Raw genomic sequence first — 16773 nt, forward strand, 5'->3', positions numbered from 1 at the left:
TTCAGTAAATAACAACAATGAGAATAGCGATCATTTCGGATACACACGATCAGGTGGCCAACCTGCGGGCAGCGGTCACATATTGCAATGCCTATAATGTCCAATTGCTCATCCACTGCGGGGATCTGATTTCGCCGTTCATGCTTGATGAGCTGGCCTGCTTTGCCGGTGCGGTGCATTTGATTTACGGCAATAATGTCGGCGATCAGCATCTGATCTCCCAGTCCTGCGGCACCAGATTCCCCTCCATCAGTCATCACGGGGTGCTGGGAGCCGTTGAAGCGGGAGGGCTTAAAATCGCCTTCCACCATTATCCCCAGGTTGCCCGCGGCCTTGCCCACCAGGGTCTTTTTGACGTGGTATGCTGCGGCCATAATCATCGTTACGGGGTGGAAGAAATAGGCACGACATTGCTGATAAATCCAGGGGATATGCTCGGCAAGGAAAATCAGCCGTGTTTTGTAATTTTTGAAAGCTCATCCCGCACCGTGGAAAAGGTGGAGGTGGGCACGAAAATGAAGTTCGGAAACTAATGTCACGCACCATTGGGAAAGAAGTTTTTTTATAAGCCGGAAAAAACATTGAACAGGACAAATGCATGCAGAACCAGAAGAACGACAATGAGATGAGCTTTGCCGAGATGTTCCAGGATAACGAGACCGTTGTGGAACATCTTGTTCCCGGCCAGAAGGTGAAGGCGGAAATCGTTCGCATCAGCAAGGAATGGGTTTTTCTTGATCTCGGCGGCAAAAGCGAGGGATCGCTCGCCCTGGCGGAACTGCTTGGCACGGAAGGAGAGCCGACGGTCAAGGAAGGCGATTCCATTGAGGTTTATTTTCTTGGGGTGCAGCGCAATGAGAAAATTTTCACCACAAAAATAGGCGGTTCCGCGGCCAGTGCCCATCTGGAGGAGGCGTACCGCAGCGGTATCCCGGTTGAGGGAACCGTTCAGAAGGAAATCAAGGGGGGCTTTGAAGTGAAAATCGGGGCCATCCGCGCCTTCTGCCCCTTTTCTCAGATGGGGCTGCATAAAATAACAAATAATGAGGAATACATCGGCCGTCAGTTGCCTTTCCGCATTGTTGAATACAAGGAAAACGGCAGGAATATCATCGTTTCCCACCGTAAAATCATGGAGGAGGAACGTCTCCGGCAGAAAGAAGCCCTGCGGGAAAGTCTTGAAGTCGGCCGGATCGTCGATGGAACCATCACCTCCATCCGTGATTTTGGCGCATTTGTCGATATCGGCGGTATTGAAGGACTTATTCCGGTTTCCGAGATGGCCTACGGCAGGGTTGAGGACGTTCATTCCGTGGTGGAAAAAGGTCAGAAGGTACAGGTTGCCGTCAAGAAACTTGACTGGGAAAACGACCGTTATTCTTTTTCCCTGCGGGAAACCATGCCCGATCCCTGGGAAGCGGCCAATCTTCAGGAAGGCAGCACCATGACAGGCGTTGTCTCGCGTCTGGTGGATTTCGGCGCCTTTGTTACCCTGGCGCCCGGCATTGACGGCCTGGTTCATATTTCCAATCTCGGCGGCGGACGCCGGATTAATCATCCCCGTGAGGTGGTGCAGAAAGGACAAAGCCTGGAAGTGCGCATAGACTCCCTTGACCGGGAGCAGAAACGGGTTTCCCTTTCCCTGCCCCAGTCGCAGGAAGAAGAGCAGAAGGTTGAGGAAAGGAAAAAAGGACGAAAGTCTGAGCGCCGGGATGACATGCGTGATGAATTCCATCGTTTTCAAGAGACATCGAAAGACAAGAAAGGGTCCGCAATGGGGACTTTTGGGGATCTGTTGAAGGGAAAGCTTGATGAATAAGTATGGTTCCAGTCCGGAAGCCGCCGAAGGCAGAGGGCAGATGAAAGTCAACCAATGAAAGTCAAAAAAAAAATCCTCCTCGTTGATGACGAAGAACTTATTTTAAGCAGTCTTTGCATGGACCTTGAAGGCGCTGGGTACGATGTCACCATGGCGGCCAACGGGGAGGAGGGGATAGATGCGCTCAGAAAAAATTACTTCAATCTGCTGATTACCGATCTGGCGATGGAGGGCATTGACGGACTTGAAGTTCTGAAGGCGGCCAAGGAAATTGACCCTGAAATCGCCGTCATCATCCTCACCGGTTACGGCGAGGTGTCATCGGCAATCGAGGCGTTACGGCTCGGAGCCTCTGATTATCTGCTGAAGCCCTGCGGCAGTGATGAACTGCAGGTGCGGATTGAAAAATGTCTTGAACTGCAGGACATGGCCAGGAAAATAAAGATTTATGAAAAAATTCTGCCGATCTGCGAGGATTGCAGGAAAGTCTGTAACGATTTGACGGGAACAGGCAAAAAGACGGAATGGATTGCCCTGGACCAGTTCATAAGCAAAAAAACGGGTCTCGGTATCAGTCACGGATACTGTCCCGAATGTTTCATGGAGGCCATGAAAGAAATCGAGCTGGCCAGAAAAAAGAAGAAATAATTTTGCAACTATCCAGCTTGGGACGAAAAGTGTTCAAACCGTCCCGTGCTGTAACTGTTCAGCAGTGCCGCAGATGCGCCGGTAAGCGCAGACTCCGAGAGAGGCCTGACCGCTATACACTGGGTATGCGGGCAGGCCGATGACAAAGCAGATGCGGTGCTGCTGGATAGTTACATAATTTTTTCCCTTATTCCGACCCGGTTCTCTGTCGCACGATTTCGAACATGACAACCCCGGCTGCAACGGAGGCGTTAAGGGAATCGAGATGCCGTTGCATGGGGATTGTGACCTTGAAGTCACACTGTTCGCCGATCAGAGGGCGAATGCCTTTTTCCTCGCCGCCGATCACCAGGCAGACGGCGCCGGAAAATGTGGTCTGATAAATCGAAGTTCCGCCATCCTTGACCGTTCCGTAAATCCACATCCCCATTTCTTTCAGTTTCTGCAGCATACGGGCTACGTTGGTTACCTGGCAGACCGGCAGAGAGGCCGATGCGCCGGCGGATATTTTGGCCACCGTGCCGCTCAACTGGGCGGAGCGATCCTTGGGGATGATCAGGCCGGTGACGCCCGCCGCGGAAGCGGAACGGATGATGGCGCCCAGATTGTGCGGGTCCTGGATGGAATCAAGGACCAGAACAAAGGGCGGAGCGTGCTGTTCCAGCAGGGCAAGGAAGGCGTCCTCGTCCAATGTTGCAAAAGGAGCGACCCTGGCGATGACGCCCTGGTGATTCATCTGCTTGTTGCCGGTCATTCCGAAGTCAGCGGAAAAATTGACCTTGATTCCCGCATCACGGGCCAGATCGATGATTTCCCGGAGTTTTTGGCCGCTTTTCCCTTTCTGGATAATGATCTCATGAATCGAACCGGGTCGGCCGGCAAGCAGTTCATGGACGGGATGGATGCCCCAGACGAGATTGTCGTCGGTTTGGTCGTTTTTTGGTTTCATATCTTTCACGTGAGGGGAAGGGAAAGGGGCCGTCCGTCCCTGTCGCGCCTCGTTCTGCTGCGCTCTGCAATGATAATGGCCCGCAGGGTGTCAACCGCCTGTTCCACCGTATCATTGACGATGATGTAGTCATAAAGAGAAGCATCCCGCATTTCCATTTTGGCGTTTTTCAGGCGCAGGGCAATGGTTTCCGTTGAATCGGTTCCCCGTCCGGTGAGGCGCCGTTCCTGCTCCTCCCAGGAGGGGGGCACGATGAAAATGGAGCAACAGCCGACACTCCCGGCTGCCTGCCGGACCTGGCGGGCGCCTTGCACATCAATGTCCAGAAAAACATCGATCCCTTGTGCCAGATGTCCCTCCACCTCTTTTTTGCTGGTGCCGTAAAAATTGGCGTGCACCTCGGCCCATTCGAGAAATTCATTTTTGGTCCGCATGGCGGCAAAGGTCTGATGATCGACGAAATGGTAATCCACACCGTTTTTTTCACCGTGACGCGGTGCCCGGGTCGTATGGGAGATGGAAAAGGTCACGCCGTGCAAATCTGCGAAAATTTTTTTGAGGATCGTGGTTTTGCCGGTTCCCGAGGGGGCGGAAATAATAATGAGATTTCCTTTCACGGTGCGTCCTCTTCATCAACCACGGGTGGATCGTTGATGGTGGCCGGGGTGAAACGCTGGGTTAAGGTCTCCGGCTGCACAGCGGAAAGTATCACATGATTGCTGTCCAGGATGATGATGGAGCGTGTTTTCCTCCCCTCGGTCACATCAATGAGTTTTTTCTGCTCTTTTGCTTCCTCTTTCAATTTCTTGATGGGGGATGATTTCGGTTTTACCACGGCAAGAATCCGGCTCGCCACCACCGAATTGCCGAAACCGACATTGATCATTCTCTGGTCCATTTCAACCTGTTCTCCTATTCCAGATTCTGTACCTGCTCGCGCATTTTTTCCACTTCATTTTTCAGCTCAACCGCTTGATGAGCGATGGTCGCATCGGAGATCTTCGATGCCATTGTGTTGATCTCCCGTAAAAATTCCTGCAGGAGGAAGTCCAGGCGGCGCCCGACGGGTTCCTGTTTTTCGAGAAAACGGCGGAATTGGTCGATGTGGCTGTTCAGCCGGACCAGCTCTTCGGTGACATCCGCCTTGTCGGCGATGAGAGCGATTTCCTGAGCAAGGCGGTTCGGATCGAGATCAACCTCGGATGCAAGTTTTGCCACTCGATCACGCAAGGTTTCCATTCTCTGGACGGTAAGCTCCGGAATCCTTTCCGCTATCTGTTTCCCGACCTCGGTCAGCAGATCGAGACGCTGAAGCAGATCCAATTTTACGCTCAATCCTTCACGTTGTCGCATTTCGCCGGTGAATTCAAGGGCTTCCAGTAGAGCCTGGCGGAGAACGGACCACGCATCATCAAGGTTCTGTTCCTGCTCGTCGGAAATAATGACGTTCGGGTAGGCGGCGATCAGGTCAAGTTCATTGGGGGAAGAAGGCAGCATCAGTTCCTGCTTGATTTCCTTCAACCGATCACGGTATTGACGGGCCAGGGGGAGATTGACGGTGAGGGTTTTGCTGTCAACGATGGAAGGGGCAGGGGTGATCACCACTTCGATGTGCCCCCTGCTGTAAAAGAGGCAGATTTCTTTTTTGACCTTTTCCTCAAGACCGGCAAACTGCCTGGGTATTTTGATGCGGATGTCGGAAAAACGATGGTTGACCGAACGGATTTCCACCGTCCAGCCGCAGGTCGGGGTCAGCTGTTCGCCTCGGCCGAAAGCCGTCATGCTGGCAGGGTATTTCATGAAATAAGCTCCATAAGTTCTTGTGCCGTTGTCGTGGCCGTGCCCACCTTGCCCACCACGATGCCCGCTGCAAAGTTGGCAAGAGTGGCGGCCTCGGCGAAACTGAGCCCACAGGCAAGACCCAGGGCAAGGCTGGCGATAACCGTATCGCCGGCCCCGGTGACATCATATATTTCTTTGGCCACCGTGGGAATAGTGAAAATGGTCTTTCCCTTTTCAAGCAACGCCATTCCCGCCTCGCCCCGGGTAATGAGAACAGCGGTACAGTTGAGTCGTTCCCGCAGGGCGGATGCGGCGCGCAGCAGCGAATCACCGTCCGTGATGGCAACGCCTGACATCTTTTCCGCCTCATGGTTGTTCGGGGTGATGATGGTGGCGTTGTGAAAGAGTTCGGCATGGGCGGGTTTCGGGTCGACAATCATGGGGATCTGCCGGCGACCGAGAAGATCCCGCAGATGGTCCATCAGGCGGGCGCAGATGACGCCTTTGCTGTAGTCGGAGATGATCACCGCGTCAAAAGAGGAAATATGATCGTCAAGAAAGGAAAGCAGGGAATCGATGGTTTCGTCGGGAAGGGGACCTGATTTTTCCCGGTCGAAACGAACCACCTGCTGGCTTTGCGCAACGATCCTGGTTTTTTTTGTGGTGGGCCGATCCGCGCATCTGATGACGCCGTTTGTCGGGGAATCCAACTCTTCCAGCAAAGAAAGGAGATGGTCGCCCATGAAGTCACTGCCGATCACGCCGCACAAAACCGCTTTACCGCCCAGATCATAGAGATTGTGCAGGACGTTTGCCGCGCCGCCCAGCAGCAGGCTTTCGTCCGTGACGTTGACGACCGGAACCGGGGCTTCGGGAGATATGCGGGTGACTGTTCCCCAGATGAAGTGGTCAACGATAATATCACCGATGACCAGCACCCTGGCGGAAGAAAATTTTTTGACGGCATCATGCAGGTTCTGCCTGTTGACATTTTCCAGCACTGGTTACTCCTGTTTTATAGGGACGTGTCGTATAATTTCAGAACTCCTGATGTCGTAACGTGATTTCGATAAGTTTGTCACAATTTCGGATTCTGGCTTGTTACCGGTTTTAGTGCCTAAAATACTTCAAGTGCGTAACGTGCCGAAAATTAAAGGTGTTATCTGAGCAGAAAATACCGCCACTTCAAGTATTTTAGGCATTTTAAGTACTTTAGGCACTTTTCTCGAACCGCGATTCCGGTATTAAAGTAAAATTTGCCGGGATCAGGTTGTTTGAATTTTAAAAAAAGCTCTTTAACCTGATTTTCAGATTTTGCCATCGTTTTAAACAAAAAATTGTTTCTCCAGGGCACGTTGTCCGCCGGCAGCGCCGGGCTGTCAGCGGGTATTCGGCCTTACGAGATGTTTTCCGTCATCCTGAAGAATCAGTTCGGAAAATTTTATCGCCAATCGTTGCAGCTCGGGGATCGAAAGGTTGTCAATCCCTTCCATGCGGACGGTTGTGGTGCGGCCGCGATTGTCTAGCGGCATCCATCTGGAGAAAAAACGGTCATTAACAGCCCCGGCAAAGCAGATGACCGATCTGGTTTGCCGGGCGGTGGCGAGGTGCTGGCAGCAGGAATCATAGCCGAAAAAAACATCGGCCTGATCGATAAGCGCCGAAAGCATGCCGATGCCGCCCTGCACGCAGACAAGGCCCTGTTTGAAATACGGTTTTTCTTGGTTGAAATCTTTTTCCGATATGTGCGCGGTCGCAAATCCCCTGCCGCTTATTTTGTCGACAAGTTTTATCGCCCTTTTTCTTTCATCCGGGTGACAACCGCTGTCAAGCACGACCATGGCCCCGGCATGCTGAAGCAGGCTGGACAGCAGTTCTTCCTCGAAAGGGTCGGGCAGTCGTTTGCGAGGATCATTGCCTACCCCGAGATTGACGGCGATTTTTTTGCTTTCTTTCGGAAAGCGGGTGAAAAAGTTGCGCACGGTCTGCTGGTGCACGGGGCGAATGGAGATGCAGGGCGCGATATCTTTTTTTTCATCCAGCAGACGGTTCAGCCAGACATTGGTCAGACTGCTGAGGCGGTGTGAGCTGTGCTGCTCCATTTCCCGTGAAGGAAAATAGCAGTAAGACCGGTCATCGATCAAGGGAAACAGGCCGAGTTGACTGAGTCGGCTGTCGGGATCGAAAAGAAGGGTGTTTTCCACCGAAGCTGCCTGCCATTCCTGTTCAAGCAAACGGTAAAGCGAGGTGAAGTAGGTCATTCGGCCGACAAGACCGCCTTCACGGTGATAATGCACCTTGGTCCAATGGACGCGGGGAAGTTCGGAAAAAATCTCGGCAAGATGCTGAGGGCCGAAAACAATCAGTTCAGCCTGGGGAAAAGTAACGAGAAGCCGATGAACAATGATGGAGGTCATGGCAACATCGGCGCCCACGGTGACCCGGGACAGCACAAGGATCTTGCGGATGTTGCGGCGCATGGAGCCGGAGAGCGCGCGTTCTTTTTTGATCCGGCGATAACGGGAGAATAACTGGTGCTCGTCGTGAAAGTGCAGATCGCCGAGCAGTTTGTCGAGAGCCCCGCCTTCAGTCCGGGTGCGGAGAAATGCCGTCATTCGCAGCAGGACCCGGCTGCAGATGTCGACACCGTCAGCGCTGAAATCATCGCACAACGGTTCGATAATATTTTTATAAAGGGCGACAACGGCAGCTTTTCGTGTCTGTTCGTTGTCCCTGGAAAGAGCCATGCGGCAAAGATGATCAACAACATCAAGATCCGGCGGCAGCTTGTTTGCGACCTGCGCCATGAACGATCGGCTCAAGTGATCGGCAATTGATTCAGGAGCGGAATGTTGCCTGACGGAAGTGTTTGCCGGTTGCGCCATGATGAGTTTATGTCCCTTTTTTGGGCCTGAAAACATGTGAAAAGAAAAAAAATTCTGAATCTGCTACTATAGACGGCAAGAGGCCAGCAGGCAAACAAATTTTAATGTTGCCGGCATGCGTAAAGGAGGGTGGGGCGGGTGAAATGACGGAGGGATCCGGGGAAAAAGAAAAGGGGGATAGCGATCAGCAGGTTGCGCAGGATAAGCAGGTAAACCGGGCTTGTATTGCCGGTTCCGAAACAGCCGCAGTCGATGGGCAATTGCAGGTAGCCGCCGGAAACAAAAAGAAGAAGCAGGGTGAAGGCGAGATAAAGACCGGCGATCATCCTGGCGAAAATTCCTGCCTTGATACCGATGAGGGCCAGAACGCCGAGAAGGATTTCCAGGGGAGGGTACCAGCGGGCAAGAAACAGTATCTGATCAAGGGTGAGAATGTGCCGTTCCAGAAGGGATTCAAGCACATCTCCGACACCGGCGTCCCGTATCTTGACAAGTCCTGCCCAGACAAGAAGAGCCGACGCCAGATAGTAGTCAGTCACCACCAGGAAGCGGATCACCTTCATGACGGGTCGACAGGAGAATCGCCTTTGCCGGTTCCTTCCCAGAACTGCATCAATTTGTACATCATCTGATGCAATCTCTCCACCTGTTCCTTCACGTCCTGAACAGTAGCCGAGGCTTCTTCCGACATGGCAGCCTGGGATTGTACCATGCCGTCAATGCTGTTGACCGATTCGCGGATTTTTCCTTCGGTTTCCGACTGTCGTTTGCCGGTCTCCATGATTTTTTCCATCTGGCGGACAACCGAATCCGAGGCCGTGTTGACTTCGGCAAAGGTTGTTTTCAGGTTGTTCACCATATCGACGCCGGCGGTTACTTTTGTGTCGAGTCGTTTGATAATGGCGGCAACCATGCTTGATGTTTCCGCCGTCCGGGTGGCAAGGTTTCTCACTTCAGTGGCGACAACGGCAAATCCCGCCCCTGCTTCACCGGCGCGCGCCGCCTCGACCGCGGCATTTAAAGCCAGAAGATTTGTTTGAAAAGCAATATCTTCTATGACTTTGACCAGGGAAGAAATTTCCTTGTCCGCTTCCACCATCTCCTTCATGGCACCGACCACATCATTGATGGAACTGTTGGAATGAGTTGCCGTGCGATAGAGGTCGTTTGCCGCGTTTTCAGCGGTACGGGCGGCTTGCAGATTCTCTTCGGCCTGTGCCGTCATCTGCTCCATGGTCGATGCGATGCTGTCCAGGGAGGCCGAGGATGAGCTGGTCTCGGTTGCCAATTGAACGGACATGGCGTTGATGTTGTCAATGGCGTCGAGCAGCCCATGGGTTGCGTTGGTTGATTCCTGGCCCATCCAGTCGAGCTGGCGGGAAATGAGGGAAATCATGTAAAAGATGATTGCGCCGATCACGACCAGCAGTCCAATGGAGACAAGCAGCATTTTGTTGAGTTGCCTGCTGACGTCAAGGACATGGGCCATGGCCTCGTTATGACTGGCGGAGCTGTTTGCGACGATTTCGGCAAGGGACTGGAGGAGACTTTTGTTTTCTTTGTCGAAGGCGGCGGTCCATGTCGATTCTTCCCCGTATTGCTGATTAACGCTGGCGGAAACCATTTTCAGCCCTGCCTGATACGATGCCTGATAGGTTTTTTGCAGAGCGCCAATCTGCTTTGTTGCCTCGGGTACGGATTGGTTCAGTTGAGCGAGTGCTGCAAACTGATCAAGAATCTGTTTGTTGATGGTTTCCATGCCGGCAAGTTCGCTTTCCGTTCCCGCTGCCCGCGACACATTGAATTTTTCTATGATATTGGTGACGCGGCCTTTTAATTCAATGGCGATTTTGGTTTCCGGATACACCTGCCCGCTCACCTTGCGAACTTCGAGGGTAAATTGTTTCGTCGCCATCAGGGCGTAGGAAATAATAGCGCCGGAAAGGAGAAAGAGGAGAAGAAAAAAGAAATACAGTCTTCTTTTGCCGCCGAATTTCATAAAAAATCTCTCGAAAAAGTCTGAACTGTTGGAAATAAAACAGCATCACAAAAACAGGAAAAGGAGATGACGTCTGGCCGCATCTCCTTTTTTCGCCAAAATCACAAACGTAAAAGCATCTATTCAACCGGCAGTCCGGCCCGTTTCCATGCCAGTACGCCGCCATCCATGACGGCAAGATCAGTGTAACCGTTCATGTGCAGGAATTTGCCGCAGACGCCGACTTGTTTTCCGGCATGGTCAATGATAACTATTTTTTTGTCTTTGGGCAGGGTTGTGTATTTCTCATCCAGGTCATCAAGGGGGATATTGACGGCGCCTTTGATTTTGCCCACCTCAATAACCTCTTCACCGCGGATGTCGAGCATGACGATACCGCCGGCCTGGGCCTGAACATCGGCAGGGTTCAAGCGGGGAAGGTCGACATTGGGATATTTGACTTTGTTTTCAATGGGATACCCTTTTTTTGCCCAGGCGGGAAGCCCTTCGTTGTAGACCATGACATTGGTGTATCCCAGGGCAGTTGCCGCGTCCGCCGCTTTCTTGCTTTTGGTGCATTTGGGGCCCTTGCAGTAGAAAATGAGCAGTGATGCCTTGTCAGCCGGGAGCAATGGGTTGCCGGCAACCTTGCTGCTGGGGATATTGATGGAGCCGGCAATTGCCATTTCGTTATGTTCGATGGAGCTCAACGCATCAATTAAGGTGAGAGGTTCTCCTGCATCAATTTTCTTTTTCAGGTCGTCGGTGGTTATCAGAGAATCCGCCGCAAGGACCGTTGACTGAATGAAAAAAAGACAAAGCGTCAATAATGACAGAATACGGCAAAGACCAACTTTTTTCATGAAATCATCCTCCTGGTTTAATTTTTTTGATCCGCGCACAACACGCACTGTTCTTTTTTTGATGGAAAAAATCAGTGCCGCAAGTTGATTCCGTTGCAAGCTTATGCCATTATAAGGGGGAAAAAAAAATAAAATCAAAGGAAAAATTCAGGATAGAGGCAAGAGGAACATTTTGGCAATGCAAACATTTTCTCCATGACTTTTTCGATTTTGTTCGGCGTCGATTGCTCTCGTCAATTTCGGTTTGAGTTAAATTTTTGACTGTGATACCATTTAAAAAATATTTTTTCGTAATATTAGCCGGATGCACAATGTGGTATTTGCCTTCCGGTTGAAAATCACAAATCCATTCGGAGGTTGTCTATGCAGAAAACGTTTTTGCGGAAATTTGTGCCGGTGATGATTTTTTTCTCATTGCTGGTTGGCTGTGCAACAACGGGCAGCGAAAAACAAGGCGGCAAGGCCGCTCAGGTCACCAGCGCCCAGACCGAGCAGAATGTCTATAAAGGCGAGGTGACGGGAAAGTCCAATAAGGCGAAAACAATATCCATCAAGGTCGGCAAGGATGCGGAAGCCAAAACCATGATGGTCAAGTTTAACGACCAGACCACGGGTCTTGAATTCGCCGAACAAGGTCAGGCCGCCATTGTCGCGTATAAGGTTGTCGGGAAGGATAAGATAGCGACGGTCATCAAACCGAAACTGGCCCAACTGCCCAAGGGAACCTCCGAGGTCAAGACCGACTATGTTGCCGCCCTTATTGCCAAAGGCGGGAATTATCAGCTGATCGACTCTCGTCCGGCCGGTCGTTTTCACGCCGGCAGTTTGCCTTCCGCGGTCAGTATTCCTGTTGACAAGATCAAGAAGGAGGGTGCCTCCCTTCTGCCCAAAGATAAAAATACCGAGCTGATTTTCTTCTGCGGAGGCCCCACGTGAGGCATGAGCACCGAGTCCGCCGGTCTGGCGGCTGAAGCAGGGTACAAAAATGTAAAGGTATTTCTTGACGGCGCACCGGGATGGCAGAAGGCCGGTCATCATGTGGTTGCCAGCAATAATTTTGTCGAGAAAGGCAATATCGTGCTGGTTGATCTGCGCGATGCGGCTGATTACAAAAAAGGTCATATTCCCCGCGCCTATAATGTCCCCTTTGCCGATCTTGAAGGTGCGGAGGATGATTTCCCGGAAAACAAAACGGCCCCCCTTGTTTTTTACGGCAACAACGCGGTGAAGGCCTTTAAAACGGCAAAGAAGTGGGGATATAAAGGCTCGGCGGTGTATGAAGGAGGAACCAAGGCATGGACCGCGGCCGGCAAATCCCTGGATACATCCGCCTCTCCCAAAGAGATCACCTGGGTGAGAATTCTTGGGCCGGGTGAAATCGGGATTGCCGATTTTGTGAAAGTCGCGGGAAAACAACCTGCGGACAAGATTATCCTTGATGTGCGGACAAATGACGAGATCAAGGAAGGCATGTTTGCAAACGCCGTTCACATCCCCCTTGATGAGCTGGGCGCCAAAATGAACACCCTGCCCAAGAACAAGGAGATACTCATCCACTGCTCCACCGGGGCCCGGGCGGAAATGGCCTTTCAGGAGTTGAAAAAGGCAGGTTTCAAGACCCGGTATGTCATGGGAAATGTGGAATGCGATCCGGATGACGGGTGTGAAATTTCGGAATAATTGACACGGAAGTTTCAACTTGTATTGATAAAAAAAGGCGATGCTGCCGCATCGCCTTTTTTTATGCGTCCTGTTCGGGTGTTTTTAATCGGAACAGAGGAATGCGCTGCCGTGGTAAAAAAAACTTTCTTTCTGCGTTTCTCACCTCTATAATTTGTTTGCGGTATCAGCCGGTTGCCTGATGTGCTTTTCAACCAAATTTAAAAAGGGAGAAAGTGGCGCGATGATTGTTCCCAACATAAAAACAAAAATGGTTGTCATGATCTGCATTTCCCTGCTGGGGCTCTTTATTGTCTTTTTGAACGCCAATAAAGCACTGAATGCAAACATCGAAATCAGTGCACGGGTCAAGAGTGAAAAATTTGTTATGGCCATGGATATAGAAAAACTCGGTGCCCAGTCCCGCAAGTTGTCAAATGATGTCGAAATCAGCGCCACCACGGAATCTCTTGACAGTCTGGAAACGGCAAAACAGGACAAAACCGTTCTTCAGAAACAGATTGATGATATTGTTGCGGTATCAAAAAATGAGGAAGTGAAAAACACCCTTAATGAAATGAAGAAACTGACTGATCAGGTTCTTGACGCCGGCAGGCGATGGGTTGAATTTTCCTTTGCGCAGAAGTATGCCGAATCATTTGCCGCGGAGGAAGAATTCAAGGCTCTGAAAAAAGAATATTTTACCCTGATAAGCTCTTTGCAGCAGATGGCCCGTTCCGATCTGGAGCAATCGCTGGATCAGATTCATTCGCTTTCCAAACAAAGTATTCGTATCAATCTCGTTATCTTTGCTGTCTCCGTGCCGATTGTCCTTTTTTTGTCGATCGTCACTGTTTTTTCCATTATCCGGCCATTGGCGAAAACTGTGGAGTTCGCCGAAAGGGTGGCGGAAGGAGATGTTTCCCACCAGCTTGATATCACGTCAAAGGACGAACTGGGCAGCATGAGCAGGGCCTTGAATGACATGGTGCGCAGCCTTGCCCAGAAAAGCGAGGTGGCTGAGTCCATCGCCCAGGGAGATCTGTGTTGCAATGTCCCGATAGCTTCCGAGCGCGACACGCTTGGCCATTCGTTGCAGAAAATGGTGGAAAATCTTGCCGCGATGATTAAAAACGTGCAGAAAAATGCCATCCATCTTTCCACCGCCTCTGATTCCATGTCCGGTTTGTCGATGCATCTTGCCGCAGGGGCGGAAGAGATGAGTGCACAAACGAAAGATGCGACAAATTGTATCAACGATATCAATGTCCATGCTCGCAATGTCACCACCACTGCCCGGAAAATGTCCGAAAATATGGCAATCATCGCCGAGACCACCGAGCGGATGTCGGCTGCCATCGTCCGGATAGGAGGCAATGCAAAGGATGGCGCCGAGATAACCGAGACGGCGTTGACCATGTCCGATAAGGCGACGAAAACAATCCTCTCCCTGCACGATACGGCCATTGAAATCGGCAAGGTGACCACGGCCATTAATGAAATTACCGAGCAGACCAAGCTTCTCGCCTTAAACGCCACCATCGAGGCCGCCCGGGCCGGCGATGCCGGCAAGGGCTTTGCCGTGGTTGCCGGAGAGGTCAAGGAGTTGGCCAAGCAGAGCGCGGCGGCGGCGGAAAATATAGCAGCACTCATCGGCCAGGTGCAGAACAACACCGGCGAGGCGGTGCATGTCATCGGCGATGTGGCGGAGACCATTAAGAAGGTTAATCTCTCTTCTCTCCAGATCAATCAGGCGGTGGAAGAGCAGATTCGGGAGGCACAGGGCATGGCGGCCGGTGTGGCGGATGTCAATGAAGGGGCAAACAACATTGCCTCCGCCATCAGTGAGCTTGCCGGGAATGCCAACGATACCACGGCCAATATCAATGAGGTCAAGGCTGTTGTCGACAGCAGCACGGAAGGAATTCATAAAATTTCCGATGCCGCCGCGGAACTGGCGGAACTGGCCGGAAGACTTGAAGGGCTTGTCGGGGAATTTCACCTGGAGAAGGCATGATGCAGGAAATTCATATTACCGTTGATGGGATTGCGCTTGATTTTGAGACGGCAAAGAACATCGCGCTGGCCGTTGCGGAAAAAGAGGGTGATGAACCCATGCTGATTTCCTGGAATGACAGGGCACGCGATAAACATTCCCCCAGTTGCGTGAAATGCGAATTGCATGGCGCCCCGGGCTGGGAGGTTTATGGCCGCAACCATGGCGGCCGGGTGAGGATCAGTGTCAATAAGGATGATTATGTCTTTATTTACAGTTGATCGTGCAACAGCAGCCGGCAGTCGGGAATCTCACCAACCTTTTTTGTTGTTGCTGCGGATTTCCGACTTCATTGCCCTTTCCCTGATTGCCGCTTCCCTGATTTTGTTGCTGAAAACGATACGTTTGGCCGCCCAATCAAGTTCCTCGAATTTTTTTTCCCCCGCCGTGCCTGTTGCCCGGATTTTGTACGTCCAACAGCCGTCCTCCTCTTGAAAGACCCGGCTTACCTCACCCTCGTGCAAACCGGCGAGCTCCCTGTCTTTTTCCTGGTTCATATCAAGATACCTGCGCGGCAGCAGGGATTGGAATTGCCTTGAACCGGCCTGGGAGAATTTTTTTGATATTAGGTCCATATTGCCGTCGGTAAGCATCAATTCCCGCGCCTCACGGCAGAGGTTTTCCTGGGCCTGTTTTTTTTCTGCGGAGTCGTAAGGATGGATGTAGCGGAAGATGCCGTGCAGATCAAGCCGGAAGGGCGACATGACCGTATTTTGTTCGAGTTCCTTGAGTGCTGGGGGAATAATGGTTCGGCAGCTTTGATGAAAATCCTCAATCCTGGCTGAAATCCGCAGGTCGACTGCCTTATTCATTTCATTTTTTTTCACCCCGCGTATTTTTTGCAGGTTTCGAATGATATGTTCCGTTGTCATGGTTTGTTGCGCGGCTTTTGATGTTGTCGCGCCGCAGCCGTTGTGGCGAGGAAAAACCATCTTTTTTCTATATGCGGCGGATTTGTCGTCTTGCCGCAGTAAATGGCCGAGACTGAAAAACGATATGCCGTCAAGTCCCAGCTCGGATATGTTCTCGGTTTCCCGAGCGATTTCTTCCGGAGATTTGATGTAGGCGCCGAGTCCGGCCCAGATGCGAACCGGGGTTGCGCCGCTTCTGTCCACAACATTTTCAAGTTGTCTCTTTACCCGTTCGGCGCCGCCGAAATAGGCCATCGGCATGATTTCATCAACAATCCCCTCCTGCGCCCAGGTCAACCAGTCCTGGCCTTTGTCGAGATAGGCGGGAATCAGGTCCGGGAAAACAGCAGCGGAAAGCAAGGGGGTATGCGGGGATTGCCGCAAGGTGTTTTTAACCCGGCGGACAAGTTTTGTGACTTCACCCGCCCGCAGGTCGGCCCAGAGAAGTGCCGCTGTGGTGAGGAGTTCATCACCTGCGCTCAGTTGCCCCCGATACCATTTTTCAACGTCGGCTTCGTTTATTTTTTCCGGCAGCAGCCGGGGATCAAAGCCGTACGCATTTGTGAATTCATCGGCAATTTCCCCAAGGCCGAAGAAGGAGCCGGGGTAGCGGACAAAATCGAGATGAATGCCGGCAACCGGATATTGCTGTACAAGTTCCGCCACAACGGCGACAAAATAATCGCGGAAGCGGCTGGAGGAAGGGTCGGCATAGATGCCTTCAATCCAGTGTTGACTTTGTTCCAGTTCGCTGTAATCGGAAACCGATTTGCCGTTTCTGTCGGCAAGGAGCCAACCGTGGTCGGCGAGGGCCGGATGTTTTTTGTTTTTGGGCGGGGCCTGGCCGGACCAGAGATAATAAACGTTCAGCCATGCCTGGATGCGCTGGTCAGGGCACTGCTGCATCATCGCGGCCAGTGGATCGAAATCAGGCGGCGTCTGACTCAGTTCTTCGGCACGCGGAACAAGATCGCTCCGGTAATAGGCATCAGCTCTTCCCCTCACCTGGACGAGCAGGGTGGTGTAACCGGAGGCATGGGCTTCGGCGCAGATCTGCTTTATTTCCGCCTGGCTGTCCATGTGCCGGCGGACGACCCAGGCGGCAAGGTTTTTTTGCGGCGCCGCCTGCGGGGCACTGACGAGGAACAGGGGCAGCCCGACAAGACAGACGAGGATGACGCGGCATATTCGATACGCATTCTTGACCTGCATAAACGCAAATG

General features: G+C 51.9%; 17 protein-coding genes. 7 read left to right on the forward strand and 10 right to left on the reverse strand.

All coding sequences use genetic code 11. From position 1 onward, the window contains the following. Positions 1-17: 17 nt before the first annotated feature. From BM485_07645 to BM485_07655, 3 genes are all read left to right on the forward strand, one after another. Positions 18-533: a YfcE family phosphodiesterase gene (locus tag BM485_07645; protein OKY75593.1), complete on the forward strand. Its 516-nt coding sequence runs from the start codon at positions 18-20 to the stop codon at positions 531-533. Between the two features lie 65 nt (positions 534-598). Beyond that, on the forward strand, positions 599-1819 hold the full coding sequence (locus tag BM485_07650; GenBank protein OKY75594.1) for a 30S ribosomal protein S1: 1221 nt from the start codon (positions 599-601) through the stop codon (positions 1817-1819). Between the two features lie 54 nt (positions 1820-1873). Beyond that, positions 1874-2467 carry a response regulator gene (locus BM485_07655; protein OKY75595.1) on the forward strand — a complete coding sequence of 198 codons (594 nt, stop codon included), beginning with the start codon at positions 1874-1876 and terminating at the stop codon, positions 2465-2467. A gap of 187 nt (positions 2468-2654) precedes the next feature. Here the strand turns inward: BM485_07655 and BM485_07660 are convergent, their stop codons facing one another. From BM485_07660 to BM485_07700, 9 genes are all read right to left on the reverse strand, one after another. Then, the gene (locus tag BM485_07660; GenBank protein OKY75777.1) at positions 2655-3416 is read right to left on the reverse strand and encodes a 23S rRNA (guanosine(2251)-2'-O)-methyltransferase RlmB; all 762 of its coding nucleotides are present in this window, start codon (positions 3414-3416) and stop codon (positions 2655-2657) included. Positions 3417-3421: 5 nt separating this feature from the next. Next, positions 3422-4033 carry a guanylate kinase gene (locus BM485_07665; GenBank protein ID OKY75596.1) on the reverse strand — a complete coding sequence of 204 codons (612 nt, stop codon included), beginning with the start codon at positions 4031-4033 and terminating at the stop codon, positions 3422-3424. Further along, a complete protein-coding gene (locus tag BM485_07670) occupies positions 4030-4314 on the reverse strand; it encodes a hypothetical protein (GenBank protein OKY75597.1) in 285 nt (94 codons plus the stop codon). The genes BM485_07665 and BM485_07670 overlap by 4 nt, the downstream gene beginning before the upstream one ends. 14 nt (positions 4315-4328) lie before the next feature. Next, positions 4329-5216, reverse strand: coding sequence for a YicC family protein (locus BM485_07675; GenBank protein OKY75598.1), 888 nt, complete (start codon positions 5214-5216; stop codon positions 4329-4331). Further along, positions 5213-6196 (reverse strand): rfaE bifunctional protein, encoded by a 984-nt coding sequence (locus BM485_07680; protein ID OKY75778.1) that lies wholly within the window; start codon positions 6194-6196, stop codon positions 5213-5215. The genes BM485_07675 and BM485_07680 overlap by 4 nt, the downstream gene beginning before the upstream one ends. A 381-nt stretch (positions 6197-6577) precedes the next feature. After that, positions 6578-8005, reverse strand: coding sequence for a hypothetical protein (locus BM485_07685; GenBank protein ID OKY75599.1), 1428 nt, complete (start codon positions 8003-8005; stop codon positions 6578-6580). A 179-nt stretch (positions 8006-8184) separates the two neighbouring features. After that, positions 8185-8646 (reverse strand): hypothetical protein, encoded by a 462-nt coding sequence (locus BM485_07690; GenBank protein ID OKY75600.1) that lies wholly within the window; start codon positions 8644-8646, stop codon positions 8185-8187. Continuing rightward, complete coding sequence (locus tag BM485_07695) at positions 8643-10082, reverse strand: hypothetical protein (protein ID OKY75601.1); 1440 nt, start codon at positions 10080-10082, stop codon at positions 8643-8645. Before BM485_07695 ends, BM485_07690 begins: the two co-directional genes overlap by 4 nt. Before the next feature lie 119 nt (positions 10083-10201). Continuing rightward, positions 10202-11062, reverse strand: coding sequence for a hypothetical protein (locus tag BM485_07700; GenBank protein ID OKY75602.1), 861 nt, complete (start codon positions 11060-11062; stop codon positions 10202-10204). Positions 11063-11287: 225 nt separating this feature from the next. Between BM485_07700 and BM485_07705 the strand changes: the two genes are divergently transcribed. The 4 genes from BM485_07705 (at position 11288) to BM485_07720 (ending at position 14860) form a co-directional block, all read left to right on the forward strand. Then, positions 11288-11860 (forward strand): hypothetical protein, encoded by a 573-nt coding sequence (locus tag BM485_07705; GenBank protein OKY75603.1) that lies wholly within the window; start codon positions 11288-11290, stop codon positions 11858-11860. Between the two features lie 3 nt (positions 11861-11863). Next, positions 11864-12604 (forward strand): hypothetical protein, encoded by a 741-nt coding sequence (locus tag BM485_07710; protein ID OKY75604.1) that lies wholly within the window; start codon positions 11864-11866, stop codon positions 12602-12604. A gap of 181 nt (positions 12605-12785) precedes the next feature. Next, positions 12786-14600, forward strand: a complete 1815-nt coding sequence (locus tag BM485_07715; protein OKY75605.1) for a hypothetical protein — start codon at positions 12786-12788, stop codon at positions 14598-14600. Further along, positions 14600-14860 carry a hypothetical protein gene (locus tag BM485_07720; protein OKY75779.1) on the forward strand — a complete coding sequence of 87 codons (261 nt, stop codon included), beginning with the start codon at positions 14600-14602 and terminating at the stop codon, positions 14858-14860. Before BM485_07715 ends, BM485_07720 begins: the two co-directional genes overlap by 1 nt. A 30-nt stretch (positions 14861-14890) precedes the next feature. On the opposite strand, the gene BM485_07725 is transcribed toward BM485_07720, so the two are convergent. Then, the gene (locus BM485_07725; protein OKY75606.1) at positions 14891-16762 is read right to left on the reverse strand and encodes a hypothetical protein; all 1872 of its coding nucleotides are present in this window, start codon (positions 16760-16762) and stop codon (positions 14891-14893) included. Positions 16763-16773: the final 11 nt, after the last annotated feature.

This window comes from Desulfobulbaceae bacterium DB1, from assembly GCA_001914235.1.
Lineage (GTDB): Bacteria > Desulfobacterota > Desulfobulbia > Desulfobulbales > SURF-16 > DB1.